The sequence below is a fragment of the Psychrobacter sp. AOP3-A1-26 genome, from assembly GCF_052378235.1.
Lineage (GTDB): Bacteria > Pseudomonadota > Gammaproteobacteria > Pseudomonadales > Moraxellaceae > Psychrobacter.
The window spans coordinates 1-15899 of record NZ_JBQSXN010000071.1 but is presented as its reverse complement, the minus strand read 5'-3'; the positions used below and the strand labels follow the sequence as shown (position 1 = coordinate 15899).

Below are 15899 nucleotides of genomic sequence, written 5' to 3'. Positions count from 1 at the left end.
CCATCTAAGGTAGTTTTATCTGTAGAATATTGAGGCGGTTTTTGCATAACTAATAATCTCCATTCGTTGATAGGTAAAGGTGAACATTAAAGTTTTCCTCAAGTGATGATACAAGGTTTTCAGTTTCACCCTCAGCATTAGTGATTCCAAAATAAATTAACTCTTTTACCTCAGATATTGCACGATAATGAACATGGCTATAAGTGTAGTGGTCAACTAATTTAGGACACCTGATAAGAGGTTTTTGTTAAAATAGCGTCTCTCTGTTTCTAATGGTGTTAAGTAATTGTTGAAAGTATGGGGTCTCACAGTTTGATAATAGCCCCAGATATAGTCAGTGATAGCACTCTTAGCCTCAAAGATATCTTCATAACCACCCTTTGGCATCCATTCCGTTTTAAAGCTTCTAAAGAAGCGTTCAGTTGGCGCGTTGTCCCAGCAATTACCCTTTCTGCTCATGCTTTGAATCATGCCGTCACAACTAGCCACGGATTCAGCAAATGCCTTGCTAGTGTAATGCGTGCCTTGATCCGAGTGAAACAGCACCCTACTGGGTCTAAGTCTCGTCTGATATGCCATCTGTAGTGCTTTAGCAGTCAGCATACTGTCAGGAGAGTCTGATACGGCAAAGCCCACGACACGACGGGCAAACAGATCTAACACCACAGCTAGATAACACCAGCCGCTCTTGATACGGATATAGGTCACATCTCCCGTCCAGACTTGGTTAGGCATGCTTGGACTAAAATTGCGCTTTAGGATATTGTCGTGGGTTTTATGCATCTGATCAGCATGCTTATACTTGTGTGTCTTTTCCTGAGAGCTTTTAAGGTGCATACTCTTCATAAGACTACCTGCTAGGTAACGTGTCAGCCTGATGTTATGCTCATTCCATAAGATAGCGACAATAGTGCGAGCACCAGCCGATTGTTTGGAGTCATTGAATATCTGACGTATTAATGCTTTGAGTTTGACGCGTTCTATATCAATAGGCTTAGTCTTAATACCATAGTAGTAGCTGCTTCTAACGACACCAAACAGGTGGCATAGCTTACGCTTGCTCAGTCGTTTGTCTTGCTCTGCAAGCTTGCTGATCAGCGATAGACGTTCAGGCTGTCCAAGGCTAGCAGAGCCGAAGCCTTTTTTAGAATGTCGCGCTCCATAGTGAGTCGTTTAACTTGTTTACGTAGCTCTTGTAGTTCTCTTTGCTCATCGGTGAGGGCTAAACCTGCAGCTGGTGCAACCCCTTGCTGCTCTTTTTTATACTTGCGTACCCAGTTATCTAGGGTTGATGCACCAATTCCTAAAGACTCTGCCACTTCTGCTACTTTGCGCTTATGATCAACGACTAAGCTGATAGCTTCTAATTTGAATTCTCGGGTATATTCTCTGCGGTTGCTAGTCATACTATGTTCCTTCTTTTGGGTTAGTATAACCTTGTATCTTGAATAACCGCTTAATACTGCCAACGAAAGTTGATAAAATAAAGTAATTATTCATGAGCATTGAGAGTATGAGTATAACCTTAGTGCCTAGACACTGTGTAAGAGATTATGCCCAATGCTCATCCCATCATCTTCATATTCTGAATGGTATCCAAGTGCCTCGCCATCTACCAAGGTGTCATGAGTGACACTGTATAGACAAGGGAAGACAATAAGATGACACACTATATCGGCATAGACGTCAGTAAAAACAAGCTAGATATCGCCTGGCTCAAAGCCACTGATAATCTCAAATTTAAAACCAAAGTCTTTAAAAATGATTACAGTGACTACGCTGCTCTTATCAACTGGCTCATTGCTAACATCACTGACGACTTAAGTAATATTCACATCACGGTCGAGGCCACAGGAGTCTATCACGAGAACATCGCCTACTACCTATTTGATAAAGGTCTTAACGTCAGTATTATCAATCCTGCTTATATCAAAAGCTATGCTGCTAGTTTAGGAAGTCGCAACAAGACGGATAAAAAAGACAGTATGTTATTAGCCCGCTACACCTATAGTGCTAAGCCTAAATTATGGACACCGCCGCCAGCAGAGGCGCGTCACCTCAAGTCATTATTGTCGCGCTTAGACGCACTACAAGAAGACTTACAACGTGAGCTGAATCGATTGGAAAAAGCGCAGGCCACAGACACCGCTCCTATCGTTAAAGCTTCTATTGAGCATATGATAGCCTCTTTGCAAGCCGCTATTGTTAAGCTCAATGGTGATATTGATGACCATATCGATCATCATCACAATTTAAAGCAAGATCAGACTCTACTGCAAACTATTAAAGGCGTCGGCCCTGTTGTCTCAAAGCAGATGGTGTCGCTGATGCATAATAAGCAGTTTAGTCAAGCGTCACAAATGGCCGCCTTTTTAGGCTTAGTTCCCAAACATAGTGAATCAGGGCTATTTAAAGGCAAGTCTCGCTTAGCAAAGAATGGCTCAAGTGATATCAGAGCCAAACTGTATATGCCAGCGCTAGTCGCCATTAAGCATAATCCTGATATTAAGGCGCAGTATGAGCGACTGCTTGCTAATGGTAAGTGCAAAATGCAGGCTGTCTGTGCAGCGATGCGCAAGCTTGTGCATATCTGTTTCGGTGTGATTAAACATCAGCAGTCTTACCAAGCAAAAGTTGAGCTAATTAGTGCTTGATTTGGCTTTTTTAAGATGGTATCTCTTAAGCGTGGTCCGATTTAATTATGCCACTACAAAGGGTTACCATCATCATCAGTAAATTTAAATTTAACTTTATAAAGTTCAATAGATCCCCAAGGGTCTTCATTTCTTAGATGCACTTTAATCTTATTGGAGTTAGAGCTAAAGAAAGTTTCCGTATTTCCCTCAGTATCAGTTATGCCTTCAAAAGTCTCTTTTGTATTTTCATTAATAGCAATATACGGTGTATTGGCATAAGCAATATCATTATCGTCAGCAAATCTAAATTGTGCCTTGTACATTGCTCCCGCTATCAAACTCGGCAATACCCCAAGCCCCAGCCCATCCATTCCACCTCCCGCCTTACTATGCTTACCCCCTTTCTCCGTCACCTCTTTGGCGGCGATAGTGATATTGCTACCATCAAGAGTAATACTCGCACCGCCTGCCGTTATCGTCACTTTATTGGTTGCCACGACTTCTACCTCTTTAGTTGAGGAGGCGATGTTCACATCTTGCTTGGCGGTTGCTTCCAGTTTCCCTGTATGGGCGGATAGGGTGATATTTTCTTTGGCATTGGTCATGCTAAATTGACCATCGGCGACTATATTGAGTGATTCGCTGCTGATTTGATTATGGCTATCGCCACTACTGATCATCATGTTCGCTTGAGTCGTAGTAATCATTTCACCCATTGAACGTTGAATGAGCGTGTCTTCACTGACATAGCTGCTATCAGCCGCACTATCAATCAGCGTGAATGGCGTGGATTGATGGGTTTTGGTTTGCTGTTCCTCTGCAATAGTCTCAAGCTGGGCTTTAATCGCTTTATGGTCGTTCACATTACGACCAAGTCCCGTTGCCAGTTGCGTCAAACGCTCAGTTAAATGCTGACCACCTAATGCAGTTTGGGCCAGAGTCGGGGTGTGGTGCTGGTAGTTATGCTGTCCTGTTTGCGCGTGGGTCTGCGGCTGAGTGGATAGAACAAGTGCTTCCCCTGATTTGATACTGATCTGCGCGTTGGTGGCCGCATTGATCCCTTGACGTTTGGCGGTGTCTGATGGATTGATCACGCCCATTTTTAGACTGGCGGATATCCCAGCACTGTCTACTTGTAGCTGAGAGTAAGCTTGCTCTGTACGGTGGTCAGTCACCCATTCAGATAGGCCGTTTTCAGTGTTGCGATAGCCGCTCTCGACCGCTTGCTCATTGTCAGTGGCAAACAGGCTAGGGCGACTTGATGATAATAAGCTACCGGTATTCGTCAGATGCTCACTATCACCGATAGCTTGCATCAGAGTTTGGTCATCTGCTCTATGGGTAAAGTGGCTGCCATAATTGCTTCCTGCTTGGGCCTCAATACGGTTAATTGCTTGGGCGGGGTTATCTAATAAGTAGTTGCTTGTTGGGGTGATAAGATTATAGCAAAACAGTTTGTAGCCACTCCTGCTTTCCGCTGCTATTTTAACTGCCCACAGGAGCAGGCACTAAAGACCGTGCCGTTCCTGCTTTGCGATAACGTCTCTGCCTGAGTTCCTGTAATCCTGGGATCAGCCAAGGATATCCTCTGCAATCAGGGCTAGCGGTGGCATCTGACGTTCGCAGAGGGTGGTCGTGGTTGGAGTTTTTATGCTGAGTAATGCCTATAATTTGAAGTTAAGTTGAATGCTTTGAGTTTGAGATGTTTCTTATTTAACGAACGACAAAAAAACCACCCGAAGGTGGCTTAAATAATTACTTATATTAAGTCATCTAAATCAAGTAAGTTTGAATCATCATCAACGCCAAATGCTGTTTGTCCTAATCTCTTAAAGTCGATGTACTGAATCTCAATCAAGTCGGGTAAAAGATTGAGATGGACAAAGATATTCATCTTATCTATATTTTTGATAGAAGCATTATCACTAATCGCAAGGGCAGGGACAAAGCCAAACATTTCATCGTATTCAAGTGCTCCAAATTTTTTCACACAACGCTTGAATAGAGGTTTGCTATTGTTATCAACCATATCAACATATTTTGTCTCTTTAAAAGCAAAAAATAATTCAATTTTTCTATCTGCTAGGCCTTTTGCAATATCTTTCGCTTCCCCTTTTTCTTGATAAACCCAACCAAGAGTTGGAGTAATTGTATAGGCATGACCTATTTTTTCACCCCAAACGTATAACTTGCCAAAGCCACTACGAGCGATAACATAGTAGTTATCTTGTTTTAGAACGTCCTCACCTAACCAAAGGGCTAGTTCATCTTCATAATCAGTTGGATTGACTATCCAAAACAAGCCTTGCTTAAAGCGGCAGAAGCCCATTTTCTCCCAATAGAAAAGAAGCTTATCAGGCAATTTACCTTTATAATAATCTAGAATTGCCTGATCGGCAGGCTGTTGCCAGTCAGGTTGTCCAAAATCTTCCATAAACAAGTCAAATCCTTCATCAATAATAAAATTATTCATTACAATTTCCTATTTTAATTATCTACAACGGTTTAATTCTACCTTCATTTTGGTTTGCCCGCCTTGAGACTTTTGTGCTTCTTTAGCGGCCTTATCCATCTGTGCAACTCTACTATTTGCTTCAACTTTATTAGACCATTGTCCACCTATGGACTTATTCACATCAGCACGACCCAGTCGATTAATTTTATCTTTACCACCTGCAATCATATCAGGATCATGTAAAGCATTCAGGTCTTTCATTATTTCAGGAGTGCGTTTGTTCGCCAACCGTTTAGCTTCTCTAGGAGATTTTCCTTGTTTCTCATAGCTATTTTTTAAAGACTCATTGATCTTATCTTCATACTCTGTTCTAGCGTTTGCCTGCGCCCCATTACTTTTCGGTCTGCCATGCGTTTTAAAGGCATCACGACCTGTCAAATACTCATCAACAGTTAAGTTGTTCAGTCCAGCTTCTTGGTCTTTTAATTGACGATAGTACTCTTTTTCAAACTTTGCATTTGCTTTACTGTCTTTAGCAAACCTACTCTTTAAGCTTTTACTTGGCTTAAAGCATTTAGGGGTATGTTTTTTCATAACGCCTTTTCTAGCAGGTCTCGACGTGATACTGCTATTATGACTGACTGTTTCGCCAGAAGCTTTTCGGTTGGTTGATGCCAATGCTGTGCTGGGTTTATTACCAGCTGTCCGACCCACACCTGCGCTATTAACACTCGCCGTAGCCGGTGTCATCTTTGACCATCCATCAATCTCATTGATAATTTGCTGACCGAAACGATCAAAGTCCTTTTGAATCTGTATCAGCTTTTGCTTATTAGACTTACTTAAACTGTTTAGAAACTTAGGGGTCAAGATACTATTCAGTAACCCTTTTAGCTTACTAACATCTAACGCTTTCTTTAGCGCTTGCTCTGCATTACCTTTACCAAATTTTCTGATAAAGGCAAATAAATCAGCAGGATTTTTACCGCCAATTTTCACTGCTTTAATGGCACTTTTGACCGCATCACCAACGACAGGGATCAGCCCTATTAATGCTGCTATGAGTAAAAACCACAAAGTAGTATCAGAGGGCTTGTCTTTTAGGTTCATGACTGCCTTGATGATGTCTCGCGCATCAATAAGCTGTCCTGCAATAGGAACTGCACCGATCACAATTTCAGCGAATAGTGCCCAAGACGAGGTGTTTTCACCTGCTAGAAACGAACCTGTCTCTTCTTTTAATGCTTTAAACCAGCCTGTGGGCTTTTCTTGTTTGGCTTTCTTATATTTTTGAGGAGTGTAATCCTTCCCTATGTTACTAATCCCTAGTGCGCCGCCGCCAAAGCCATTACTACTCATATACCATCCTCCATATCTATATCAGGCTTGAAGTCAGCAGGGTCTTCACCATAATAAACATGAGCTTGACCCTTAGGCACACCTTCTAAACGAGCAAAGCCATTTTCATCTAAAATGCCTTCTCTGACAGAGCCATCTGCGAACTCAACTCTATAAGGCGCACTGCTTACTGGAGTCTCATCATCGTGTAGATAATTAAGCTCGATAAAGGTTGGTGGTTCGTCCAAGATATTAGAAGGTAAGCCTGAAACAAATTGACCATCAACACCGCCCCCAGCCTTACTATGCTTCCCAGCTTTCTCCGTAAACTGCTTAGCCGTAATGGTAATATCACCACCATCCAAAGTGATACTGGCTCCACCAGCCGTCAGCGTAATCTTATTCGTTGCTACTATCTCAACTTCCTTAGTCGAGGAGGCGATATTCACATCTTGTTTTGCCGTGGCTTCCAGTTTTCCTGTATGCGCTGAGAGGGTGATATTGTCTTTGGCATTGGTCATGCTAAATTGACCATCGGCTACTATATTGAGTGACTCGCTGCTGACTTGGTTATGGCTATCACCACTACTAGTTAACATATCTTGCTGCGAGGTCATTATCATTTCACCCATTGACCGGTGAATGAGTAGGTCATCACTGACATAACCGGTATCAGCCGCACTATCAATGAGCGTGAATGGCGTTGTTTGATGGGTTTTGGTTTGCTGTTCTTCTGCGATAGTTTCAAGTTGGGTCTTAATCGCGTTATGGTCATTAACCTGTCTACCAAGTCCCGTTGCTAACTGCGTTAAACGCTCCGCTAAGTGCTGACCGCCAAGACTAGTTTGGGTGAGGGTCGGGGTGTGGTGTTGGTAATTATGTTGTCCTGTTTGCGCGTGGGTTTGCGGTTGAGTGGAAAGGGCTAAGGCTTCACCTGACTTGATATTGATTTGGGCATTGGTAGTGGCGCTAATACCTTCGCGCTTAGTGCCATTATCTGCAGGGTTAATGACGCCCATCTTTATCGTGGCACTAACCTTGCCACTATCGACTTGTAGCTGTGAATAAGCTTGCTCTGTACGATGGTCAGTCACCCATTCAGATAGGCCGTTATCCGTGTTGCGATAACCGCTCTCGACCGCTTGCTCATTGTCAGTGGCAAACAGGCTAGGGCGACTTGATGATAATAAGCTACCGGTATTCGTCAGATGCTCACTATCACCGATAGCTTGCATCAGAGTTTGATCATCTGCTCTATGGGTAAAGTGGCTACCATAATTGCTTCCTGCTTGGGCTTCTAATCGATTGATAGGTTGAGCAGGGCTGTCTAATAAATAGTGGCGTGTCGGCGTCATATGATTGCGACTGTCCGTGTCAGACTGGCTATCTGTGAGCCCCGTCGCTGGCGGGAGTGCTTGTCTGCTGTATAGCGCACCTACCCAAGGCGTATCAGCGGTGATCAGTCTGAGCTGGGTTAAGTGAGTACCTGCTTTTAGATCTGAGGCATGGCGCTGCTGATGACGACGGCTGATCGTGAGTCCTGTGACATGAGCGAGGCTATTGCGTGCTAAATGCACGATATGAGTGGCGCGGTAATGCTGATTAAGATGGTTATGACCTACTAGAGTAAAAGTGTCCGCAACGTTTAAATCAGTACAGTGAGCAAGCGCATGGTAGACGCTGTAGCGACTGTGGTGACTATTTGCCATGATAGTAGCGTCATCAATCGTCTCGGTATCAGTCACTGGAGCAAAGGCGGCTGGAGTGTCGATCGTAAGGGTAGACGTATTGGTTTGGCTATCTGCCTCACTATCACTGATAGCTATATTTGCTGACTGGACCGGGTGGGCCACGCTAGCGCTATTAAAGCGTTGCACCGTGACGGTACTCGGCTGGGTGATGATTTGTTCACTAAGGGCTAAGATTGGCGCGTGAGCGCGATCATGTAGCACTTGCTGATAACGTACTGAGCCGATGCTTTGACTGATACCATCTTCATCACTAGGATGAGCTGAAGTAATAATAAGGGTGGGCGGTGCGTGCTCCTCGGTTTGCGCGTGCCTGAGGTAAGCGGTGAGTCCTTGGCGTGAGAGGCGTTCGCAGATATGACTCCAGTCACTGCTTTGCCACTGGGTCATGCGTGCTGGGGTCCAACTGGCGTTTTTCTCACTACTGCTATCAGTGCCACTATCATCGATCACGTCTATCTCTTGCATGGCGACGCGTTCTGTTACCATGGCTTGTACCGACAGGTCGGTATCTATCTGGCTGCGCAGATGCTGATGCAAGCGATAAGTGGCGGGCTGTGCGATGAGTCGATAGTAGCCATAGCTGCCATCATGATCGAGCTGGCAAAGGGCGGTGATATATAGATGACGATAGGCATGCCCACTTGGGGTGTCAAAGCTTAGGGTTAAAGAGCTACCAACAAACGCATCTAGCGACATAAATGGTGGGTGATGACGTTCATGAATGTAGATATGCAGCACATAGGTGTCAATACCGTGTTGCTGGTTGTTATTGGCGTTGAGGAGTGCAAGGAGACCGGCTTCATTGGTCGTTCTAATGAGATTCTGCAGCCAATTTTTATGCTGTTTGAGTTCCTGTTTAGCGCTTGCATAAGCAGCTTGGGTATTGCCTTCACTGGCATATAGTCTATCGGCATGCATGGGTACGATAGTGTTGGTTAGGCGTAGCATGGGTACGGTGCTCCTTATCGGTTGTCCCGACTCCTATTATTCGGCCAGAGTGAATTCAATACGGCGATTGCGTCGGCGTCCCTCGTCGCTGTCATTACTAGCGATAGGATCCTTATCGCCTTTTCCCGCGGTACTCAATCTTGTGGCATCAATATTACGACCAATTAGATACTGCTTGACTGCTTCAGCACGTTCGTTTGAAAGCAATAAGTTGGCCTCTGGGTTACCTGTATTGTCAGTATGGCCAGTAATGACAACCGATTTATCACCAATACGCGTAAGCACGCCTGCCATATCATCTAAGATACCCAGCCCTAAAGGTGTCAAGTTGGCACTACCGGACTCAAACTCTACGATACGATTGCCCAAGGTGTCATCGATCAAGCGTTGCTCACCTGCTGTGACCACCAACTTATTATCAAGCTGGTAAAGATCTGTTAAGCGAGTGTGGATGCGGTTTTGGATGGCTTGTTTTTGTTCAATACTATTGACTTTGCCATGTAGGCTGATAGTAGTACCATGAATATCAATACGTCCTTGTCTGATACTCGAGATATCACTGTCGATAATGGCAGTCGCTATTTGTTGCCAATTGGTAGGGATGTTGATATTTGAGCGAACTTCTATCTCATCTCGTACAGGTTTATTTGGATATTGGGCCTTGAGTTTATCAAGCAATTGATCTTTATCGGAGCTGGTAGCAACCACACCTTTGATGACAACGGGTACCTCTACATGGTTGGTGTCAATAAAGGTGTCATCTTGAGCGGCAAAAACTGCAATACTGGCCAGTAACGCAGTTGTAAATATCATGATAGGAGCCCGGCGGGTAAGGGCGGATCGTTGCGAGAGTGCAGATATGCGCATACAAATGCCTTTTTATTTTTTATACTGATAAAACTTAGAGGTCAAAGCCATCAACTATGATGACTGCTCAAATATTATTTTGCCAAAAATATCGTCTTGAATAATTGCCTAACATCATATAAATAGGCATCATCTTGTAATAATATATTGTGAAATCGAGTCAGGCCGATATCATCATCAATAAACTGCTGTGTCCATGAGCTATCGGCGATATTGACCCAGCTTTCATGTTTTGTTGACGTACCTGTCAGTATTTGCATCAATGTAGTGGCGGCCGGTTTTGAAAAACTCATTAGGAGGTGATAATGCCCGTCACGCCAGTAAAAATAGCTGTTAAAGTACAACTGATGCGGTGCATAAAACCCATGAATGAGGTCGTGCCAAAAAGAAGCAAAATAAATGGCTTGCGTCTTGTTATCAGGCAATGACCAGTAAATAGCCTTATTTAGACCATGGAAGCCTTTGGTAAATGTGGGTAAAAACAGTAACCCTGTCGCGATGATCTGCTCAATCAAAGAGGCCTTATCAATATCTATCATCATCGCGCCTTCTTGCAATGTGGTAGAGTTAATAAAGTCGTAATAATGTGTACTGGCATTATGATCAATCGAAACAAAGCTTTGGTTGAGCGTCTCCGTTATCTGTGTGTTGTCGACCTTAGACCGTGCTTGATCTAAGGTTTGATGGATATCATGCCACATGCCCGCTGATTTTATGGGTAAGTATTGCATCCATGCTTTAGGCTTATTGAGGTGCATAAGTCCAAAGCCGATGAATGGGTATTGGCGATTACCACTATCATAGCTAGATATTAGTACGCCAGTCATGATTTTGTTTTCTGCGGTATCAACATGGCTAAAGTGGAGGGCTAATGAAGTATCCATCTCATCCGCTGATTCAGATAGTGCTTGACTGACCCACTGATCAATGACATTGATATCACTCATGTGCGAGCGCGAACGAACAAAATCGCCACGACAAGGTAGTTTGCCAAAGTAAACCAAAGGAAGCGTATCAGGTATCATGATGTTGGCTCCTCGATGAGCGCATCGCTTGGGCGGCTGGCGCCGGTAGCGTTATCTGTGTTAGGCGGACTGAGTAAGCCGTCATCATGAGCCGTCGTGTTTTCAGCTGAGCCCTCATTGCTGCTTATCGGCGTTTGGGTGCTTTGGGGTGTAGAATGCTGGCTATCCTCATCGGTGGGTTTTGCGGTGCGAGTTACACCAACGCCAATGACTTCTTCAGGCAGTTTCATGCCAGTAAATGGGTTGTCTGATTGCCCTGAAGCGTTTGTATTCGCACTACCACTGATGATTCTAAAGCGTACCGAAACCGTCACCCCATCACCTGCCCAAGTCATCTCAAACACATCATTACCAAGCTCGGTTCTTTGTGCTGCATTAATAAAACGCTCTACGCCAAAACTACCAGCTTCTTCTAAGATCGTATAATCCCGACCATCGTAGTCTTTGGCGCGTATGCTTGCTCCGGGTTGACTGCTTGGGTTTGGCCATACAAAGGTCGTCCATGCCTGCGTACCCATACGGTACCGTAACTGCTGACCATCTAAAACTATCGTGTACTCGGTCAGTCCACTGACAGGTAGAGGCATGATTTGAAAGGTGGTTTGCTTAGCGGTACTGTTACTATTAGAGGAGTTTGTGCGTTGACTTCCTGTGTAATTGACAAAGTAGCGTCCAAAATCGGCAACAAACTTAGGGTTTAGACCAAGTCCTGCACCATTCCAAATTTTGCTCGATATCTGATCACCGCGGCGAATAATAAAGGGAGAGAGGGTCTCATCTACAAACCTTGCTACATAACCATCATCACCAAAAAACTGGCCAATCTCAGCAGGTGTTGCCTCTAAATTTGCGTTTTGAGTAAAAGGATACTTGCCAGCTAGGTCGTCCAAAAATGGCTTATACACTTGAGCTTGCCAAACTTTATTAATTTCAGTTTTGGTCGGTGTGAGCAGCATATTAAAAGAGCGAGTAAGCGGTTCACTTAATAAGGGCCGAATCAGTTGTTTGATTTGTGAATTGGATTGGCTCAAGATTTGTTCATCTAATATCTGTAAAGATTGAGTCAGCTCGGAGCCCTCACTACTTAGTGTTTGGGAAGCAAAGAGCAGAGCATCAGGGCCAATGTCATCACTTCTCGTGATATTGTTAAATCGTGTCCTAATTCCACCCAAGCTTGTCAAGTAGTTATCTAATAACGATAAGTCTTGGTTATCCTCACGCGGCGTAACCAATGCATGTATGGCGGCAAACTCTTGTGCTATTGCTCCAGACTTTGTTGCCGTGGCAGACGCTGAGTGTGCGGCGTTATTATTTAGCATTGTCTGAGCTTGTTTTAATTCTGCAGGACTTTGACGCAATATGGTTTGTTTAAACCAATCCACAAATGATCGTTTTGACTCATCAGATTGAGCTGGGTTTTGATGGTTTGCGCTATCCCATTGCGTTTGACGATCAACAGTATCAAATAGAGTAATAAGAGGAGATTGCTTGGTATTTGATAATTGACTTAACAGCATGGCATGATCTTTGAAGTCTTTACTATCTCGTATATATACTTGAGACAAAAAACGTTTCCACTCTGCAATATATTCTTGCTTGTAGCGATTGACGAGATACTGGCGGATTTGTTCAGGACTACCAGTTAGTGTCAAGTCATCTTTGCTGCTGGTTGCCAGTACCCAGTCATCTGCGACAATTTTGTTGGTTGCTGCCTTATCAATTTCATTACTAATAAACGATGACCAAGCGTTTTTGGTAAAGGTGCCTGAAATCACATAGCCCCCAAGCAATGCCTCTGTAGGGGCATTTTGAGTTATTTGTGCCACTGTCACTGAGGGAAAACGCGATGAGGCGCGCATTTTTATCTCAGCATAAACGCGCTCGCGAGCAGGCTGTCCTTTGCTCACTTTGGTCAAAGTCGCGCGTGTATTATCAACTAGAGCCAAGTCGTTTTGAATACGAGGGAAGCTGGCGTCATTAGTATGAGATAGAGTGAAAGCTAAAATACGCTCAGCTTGACGAATCATTTTATCACGTTGCATATCGGCACGATTGGCTTCTAGCCAAGTACGCCAAAACCTAGTCATTTGATCGCTGAGATGGCTGGCTTCTAAATGCTCATGATCGCTCAACATTAAGTACGCTTTTAGCGCGTTATAAGCATCTTCTACGTCGGTTGGGTCTGACTGCACGTAGGTATCTATAGCGTCTTTATCATCCTCACTTGTCTGTTTGGCCTTAAGTTTTGACGCATTGGCATTCACCTGTGTCAAAAACGCTTCAATATTTTGTTTGGTCGGCGATAGTACAATAATATTAATACCGTGAAAGTACTCTGCTAGCAGCTTACGTTTGAGAGTATCGCCTTGATATAGCCCAAAACCTAACGATAATGGTCGATCTTTTTCATAAGCCTCTAGTTGTTCAATGCGGCTTTGCAAAATAGCCAATGACTCAAGTTGTGTTTGCAAATCACCATTCGTGTTGTTTTGCATATGAGCCACTTGTTGTAAATCAGCGATAACACGCTCAGTTAATTGTTTGTTATTAGCATATGACCAAGTCCATAAGCCGGAGGCTGTACACAACAGAACGACGGCAGCAAGCGTAATGACAGCTCTATAACTGCGTTTTGTGCGATTTTTGTACTGCTTGACTAAGTGCTTATCCTTTAAAACCACCTTTGAAAACAAGTCATGTAAAAAGTAAGCGGTGTTGTCGTTTTTATGGTGGTTTTTATCATTAAGAGACGATGTGGTGCTTGGCTGTAAATGATAGTTTTCCACCATTTGCAGCGTCATCTGACTATTGACCTGACCTTCTTGTAAGGCGCTGGTAAAATAAAACCCGCGCAATATGGGCTTGAACTGAAATGGGTTGTCTTCAAACAAAGCATGCATGAGTGTTCGTATCATAGGGCGTAACGACTGAAACTCCATAGGAAATGTCATTAAGCTTGGCGATACGGTACGCTGATGACGTAATGAAAGCTTGGTTGTGCTCAGATCTTTTAAACCATTAACCAAAATATTAAAGTGTTCTTCAAAGACATCGGTGATATTAATATTGTCGGGATCGTCTGGGTAAGGGATGGTCGCGCCCCATACTTGGTCACGCTCTGCTTGCTCATAGTCCTGAAAAAAATCACGAAAACCTGATACCAAATCCATTTTGGTAAAGACCACATAAACAGGTGCGTACACTTCTAGCTGTTCTGTTAGGTCTTGAACGCGGCTGCGCAGATTTTTTGCCAGATCCAGTGCATAATTGGGGTCGTTTTTAGTCAGCTCGGCGATACTGACCGCGATGATAATGCCATTGATGGGTGCCTTGGGTCGGTTTTTTTTGAGTAAATTTAAGAACGATAGCCACTCTGAACGATCTTCTTCGTAAGCTGAATAACGCCCAGCCGTATCCAACAAAATGCCTTCGGTTGAAAAAAACCAATCACAGTTTCGCGTGCCGCCGACCCCTTTTACTGATAACTGGTTGGTCTTTTCCATAAATGGAAAGTTAAGTCCGGAGTGAAGTACAGCTGAGCTTTTCCCTGCGGCAGGATTACCAATGACCATATACCAAGGTAATTCATACAAAGCCGCTTTGCCAGTTTGATCCCCCAGTTTTGATTGACGGATGGTTTTGATTGCCTCTTGTATTTGCCCGCGAAGTGCTTGTACTTCTTGAGCGTCTTCAGTCTTCGTCACAGGATGCGTGGCTGTGTCATTATCTTCAACCAAGTTTGCCAGATCGTCAGATGCCTTTTTGCGTTTTTTATACCAATAATAAAGGCCTGCTCCTAATAGTGTACTAATGAGCAAAAGCGCCACAGTGATCAAAAAAGCCTGAAAGGGCAGATAATCGTACAACAATATAAGGGCAACAATGGCGCCTAAAAAGAGTAACACTCGAGGATCATAGATGAGGTGATAGAACCTTGAAAACATACTTGCTACCTAGTGCGTTTATGATGCTATAAACAGAAGACTGAAATAATGTAATGATTATGAGGGTGAGTTACGGCGAAATAGGATGCCATAGCACACAATACGGCTTATGTTTGGTCACTAAAAATAAGAAATCTGATGCGGTGTGATCAGATTGTGTGTGATTAATAAACAAAGATATTGCGATAAACGGTTTTAACCAAGGGTTAAGTGGCATATAATGCCCTAAATGATGTTCATTTACTAGCGCTTGTTGTGCTAAAAGCGCATCTGCTAACGCCATAAAGGTGCTGGTATCATAAGCTTGTGATACTGGATTTATGTCAGACATTAAAATGATATCCATATCAGTCATCACGTTCTTATCGTAATTATTTACTTCGTTGGTTGTGTTGTTTTGATTGTACTCGTCCGCTGACAACCGATGGTGTAAGAGATACTCTCTGATGGTCGCAAGGTCGTGAGCATATTTCCAAGTCTCGTTGTGGGACGGCTTTTGGACTACTGACTCGTTGTTTGCAGGAGTCATGGCACAATAAACAGCGTCATCGATGAGAAGCGTTTTTTGGGCGGCATTATTATAAAACATAAGTAACACACCAGCTTCTGTAGGAATGCTTGATGCATTGACTGTATTTAGCGCTATCCAGTCCTCACTGATCTGTGAGTCTGCGATGAGCAGCATGCAGACCTTGGGAGTGTCAGACATGGATAAGGCTGCAAGATAACTGTTGATGAAGTGATCAGGACTGCCACTACTATCGGTCAAACTGCCATCTGATTCGTGATCAGGAGTGTTGTCTTCTATGATTATGCTATCGATAGTAAAAGCTTCTGTAGGCAAGGTGAACTCGTAAAGCTGCTCGCTCAAAACGCTTTTGAGTATTGACGCATCTGCCTCTTTAGGGAGACATAAAAATACCGATAGATCGATA

The 15899-nt window shown here is 43.7% G+C and carries 11 protein-coding genes; 1 reads left to right on the top strand and 10 read right to left on the bottom strand.

Annotation, left to right across the window (positions count from 1 at the left end; all coding sequences use genetic code 11):
- Positions 1-216: 216 nt before the first annotated feature.
- Positions 217-1095: an IS3 family transposase gene (locus ACT3TU_RS10945; RefSeq protein WP_227679700.1), complete on the bottom strand. Its 879-nt coding sequence runs from the start codon at positions 1093-1095 to the stop codon at positions 217-219.
- Positions 1095-1406, bottom strand: a complete 312-nt coding sequence (locus ACT3TU_RS10940) for a transposase (protein WP_192529932.1) — start codon at positions 1404-1406, stop codon at positions 1095-1097. Before ACT3TU_RS10940 ends, ACT3TU_RS10945 begins: the two co-directional genes overlap by 1 nt.
- 255 nt (positions 1407-1661) lie before the next feature.
- Here ACT3TU_RS10940 and ACT3TU_RS10935 point away from each other — a divergent pair, with 255 nt between their 5' ends.
- Positions 1662-2654, top strand: a complete 993-nt coding sequence (locus tag ACT3TU_RS10935) for an IS110 family transposase (protein WP_105244335.1) — start codon at positions 1662-1664, stop codon at positions 2652-2654.
- A gap of 53 nt (positions 2655-2707) precedes the next feature.
- On the opposite strand, the gene ACT3TU_RS10930 is transcribed toward ACT3TU_RS10935, so the two are convergent.
- The 8 genes from ACT3TU_RS10930 to ACT3TU_RS10895 all read right to left on the bottom strand — a co-directional run.
- The gene (locus ACT3TU_RS10930) at positions 2708-3952 is read right to left on the bottom strand and encodes a DUF2345 domain-containing protein (protein WP_192529757.1); all 1245 of its coding nucleotides are present in this window, start codon (positions 3950-3952) and stop codon (positions 2708-2710) included.
- A 443-nt stretch (positions 3953-4395) separates the two neighbouring features.
- Positions 4396-5109, bottom strand: a complete 714-nt coding sequence (locus ACT3TU_RS10925; protein ID WP_075100798.1) for a GAD-like domain-containing protein — start codon at positions 5107-5109, stop codon at positions 4396-4398.
- An 18-nt stretch (positions 5110-5127) separates the two neighbouring features.
- Positions 5128-6450, bottom strand: coding sequence for a polymorphic toxin type 15 domain-containing protein (locus ACT3TU_RS10920; RefSeq protein WP_075100799.1), 1323 nt, complete (start codon positions 6448-6450; stop codon positions 5128-5130).
- The gene (locus ACT3TU_RS10915) at positions 6447-9128 is read right to left on the bottom strand and encodes a DUF2345 domain-containing protein (RefSeq protein ID WP_443575271.1); all 2682 of its coding nucleotides are present in this window, start codon (positions 9126-9128) and stop codon (positions 6447-6449) included. Before ACT3TU_RS10915 ends, ACT3TU_RS10920 begins: the two co-directional genes overlap by 4 nt.
- A 36-nt stretch (positions 9129-9164) precedes the next feature.
- Positions 9165-9995, bottom strand: coding sequence for an OmpA family protein (locus tag ACT3TU_RS10910; RefSeq protein WP_444784375.1), 831 nt, complete (start codon positions 9993-9995; stop codon positions 9165-9167).
- 74 nt (positions 9996-10069) lie between these two features.
- A complete protein-coding gene (tagF, locus tag ACT3TU_RS10905) occupies positions 10070-11020 on the bottom strand; it encodes a type VI secretion system-associated protein TagF (RefSeq protein ID WP_192529686.1) in 951 nt (316 codons plus the stop codon).
- Positions 11017-14964 carry a type VI secretion system membrane subunit TssM gene (tssM, locus tag ACT3TU_RS10900; RefSeq protein WP_192529685.1) on the bottom strand — a complete coding sequence of 1316 codons (3948 nt, stop codon included), beginning with the start codon at positions 14962-14964 and terminating at the stop codon, positions 11017-11019. Before tssM ends, tagF begins: the two co-directional genes overlap by 4 nt.
- A 70-nt stretch (positions 14965-15034) precedes the next feature.
- Positions 15035-15899: hypothetical protein (locus ACT3TU_RS10895; RefSeq protein ID WP_444784374.1), on the bottom strand; the 865-nt coding region annotated here is incomplete at its 5' end.

Bases quoted from the DNA above. Each gene is read 5' to 3' on its own strand.
- ACT3TU_RS10940 (WP_192529932.1), bottom strand. From the start codon at position 1,406: ATGACTAGCAACCGCAGAGAATATACCCGAGAATTCAAATTAGAAGCT.
- ACT3TU_RS10935 (WP_105244335.1), top strand. From the start codon at position 1,662: ATGACACACTATATCGGCATAGACGTCAGTAAAAACAAGCTAGATATC.
- ACT3TU_RS10930 (WP_192529757.1), bottom strand. From the start codon at position 3,952: ATGCAAGCTATCGGTGATAGTGAGCATCTGACGAATACCGGTAGCTTA.
- ACT3TU_RS10925 (WP_075100798.1), bottom strand. From the start codon at position 5,109: ATGAATAATTTTATTATTGATGAAGGATTTGACTTGTTTATGGAAGAT.
- ACT3TU_RS10920 (WP_075100799.1), bottom strand. From the start codon at position 6,450: ATGAGTAGTAATGGCTTTGGCGGCGGCGCACTAGGGATTAGTAACATA.
- ACT3TU_RS10915 (WP_443575271.1), bottom strand. From the start codon at position 9,128: ATGCTACGCCTAACCAACACTATCGTACCCATGCATGCCGATAGACTA.
- ACT3TU_RS10910 (WP_444784375.1), bottom strand. From the start codon at position 9,995: ATGCGCATATCTGCACTCTCGCAACGATCCGCCCTTACCCGCCGGGCT.
- tagF (WP_192529686.1), bottom strand. From the start codon at position 11,020: ATGATACCTGATACGCTTCCTTTGGTTTACTTTGGCAAACTACCTTGT.
- tssM (WP_192529685.1), bottom strand. From the start codon at position 14,964: ATGTTTTCAAGGTTCTATCACCTCATCTATGATCCTCGAGTGTTACTC.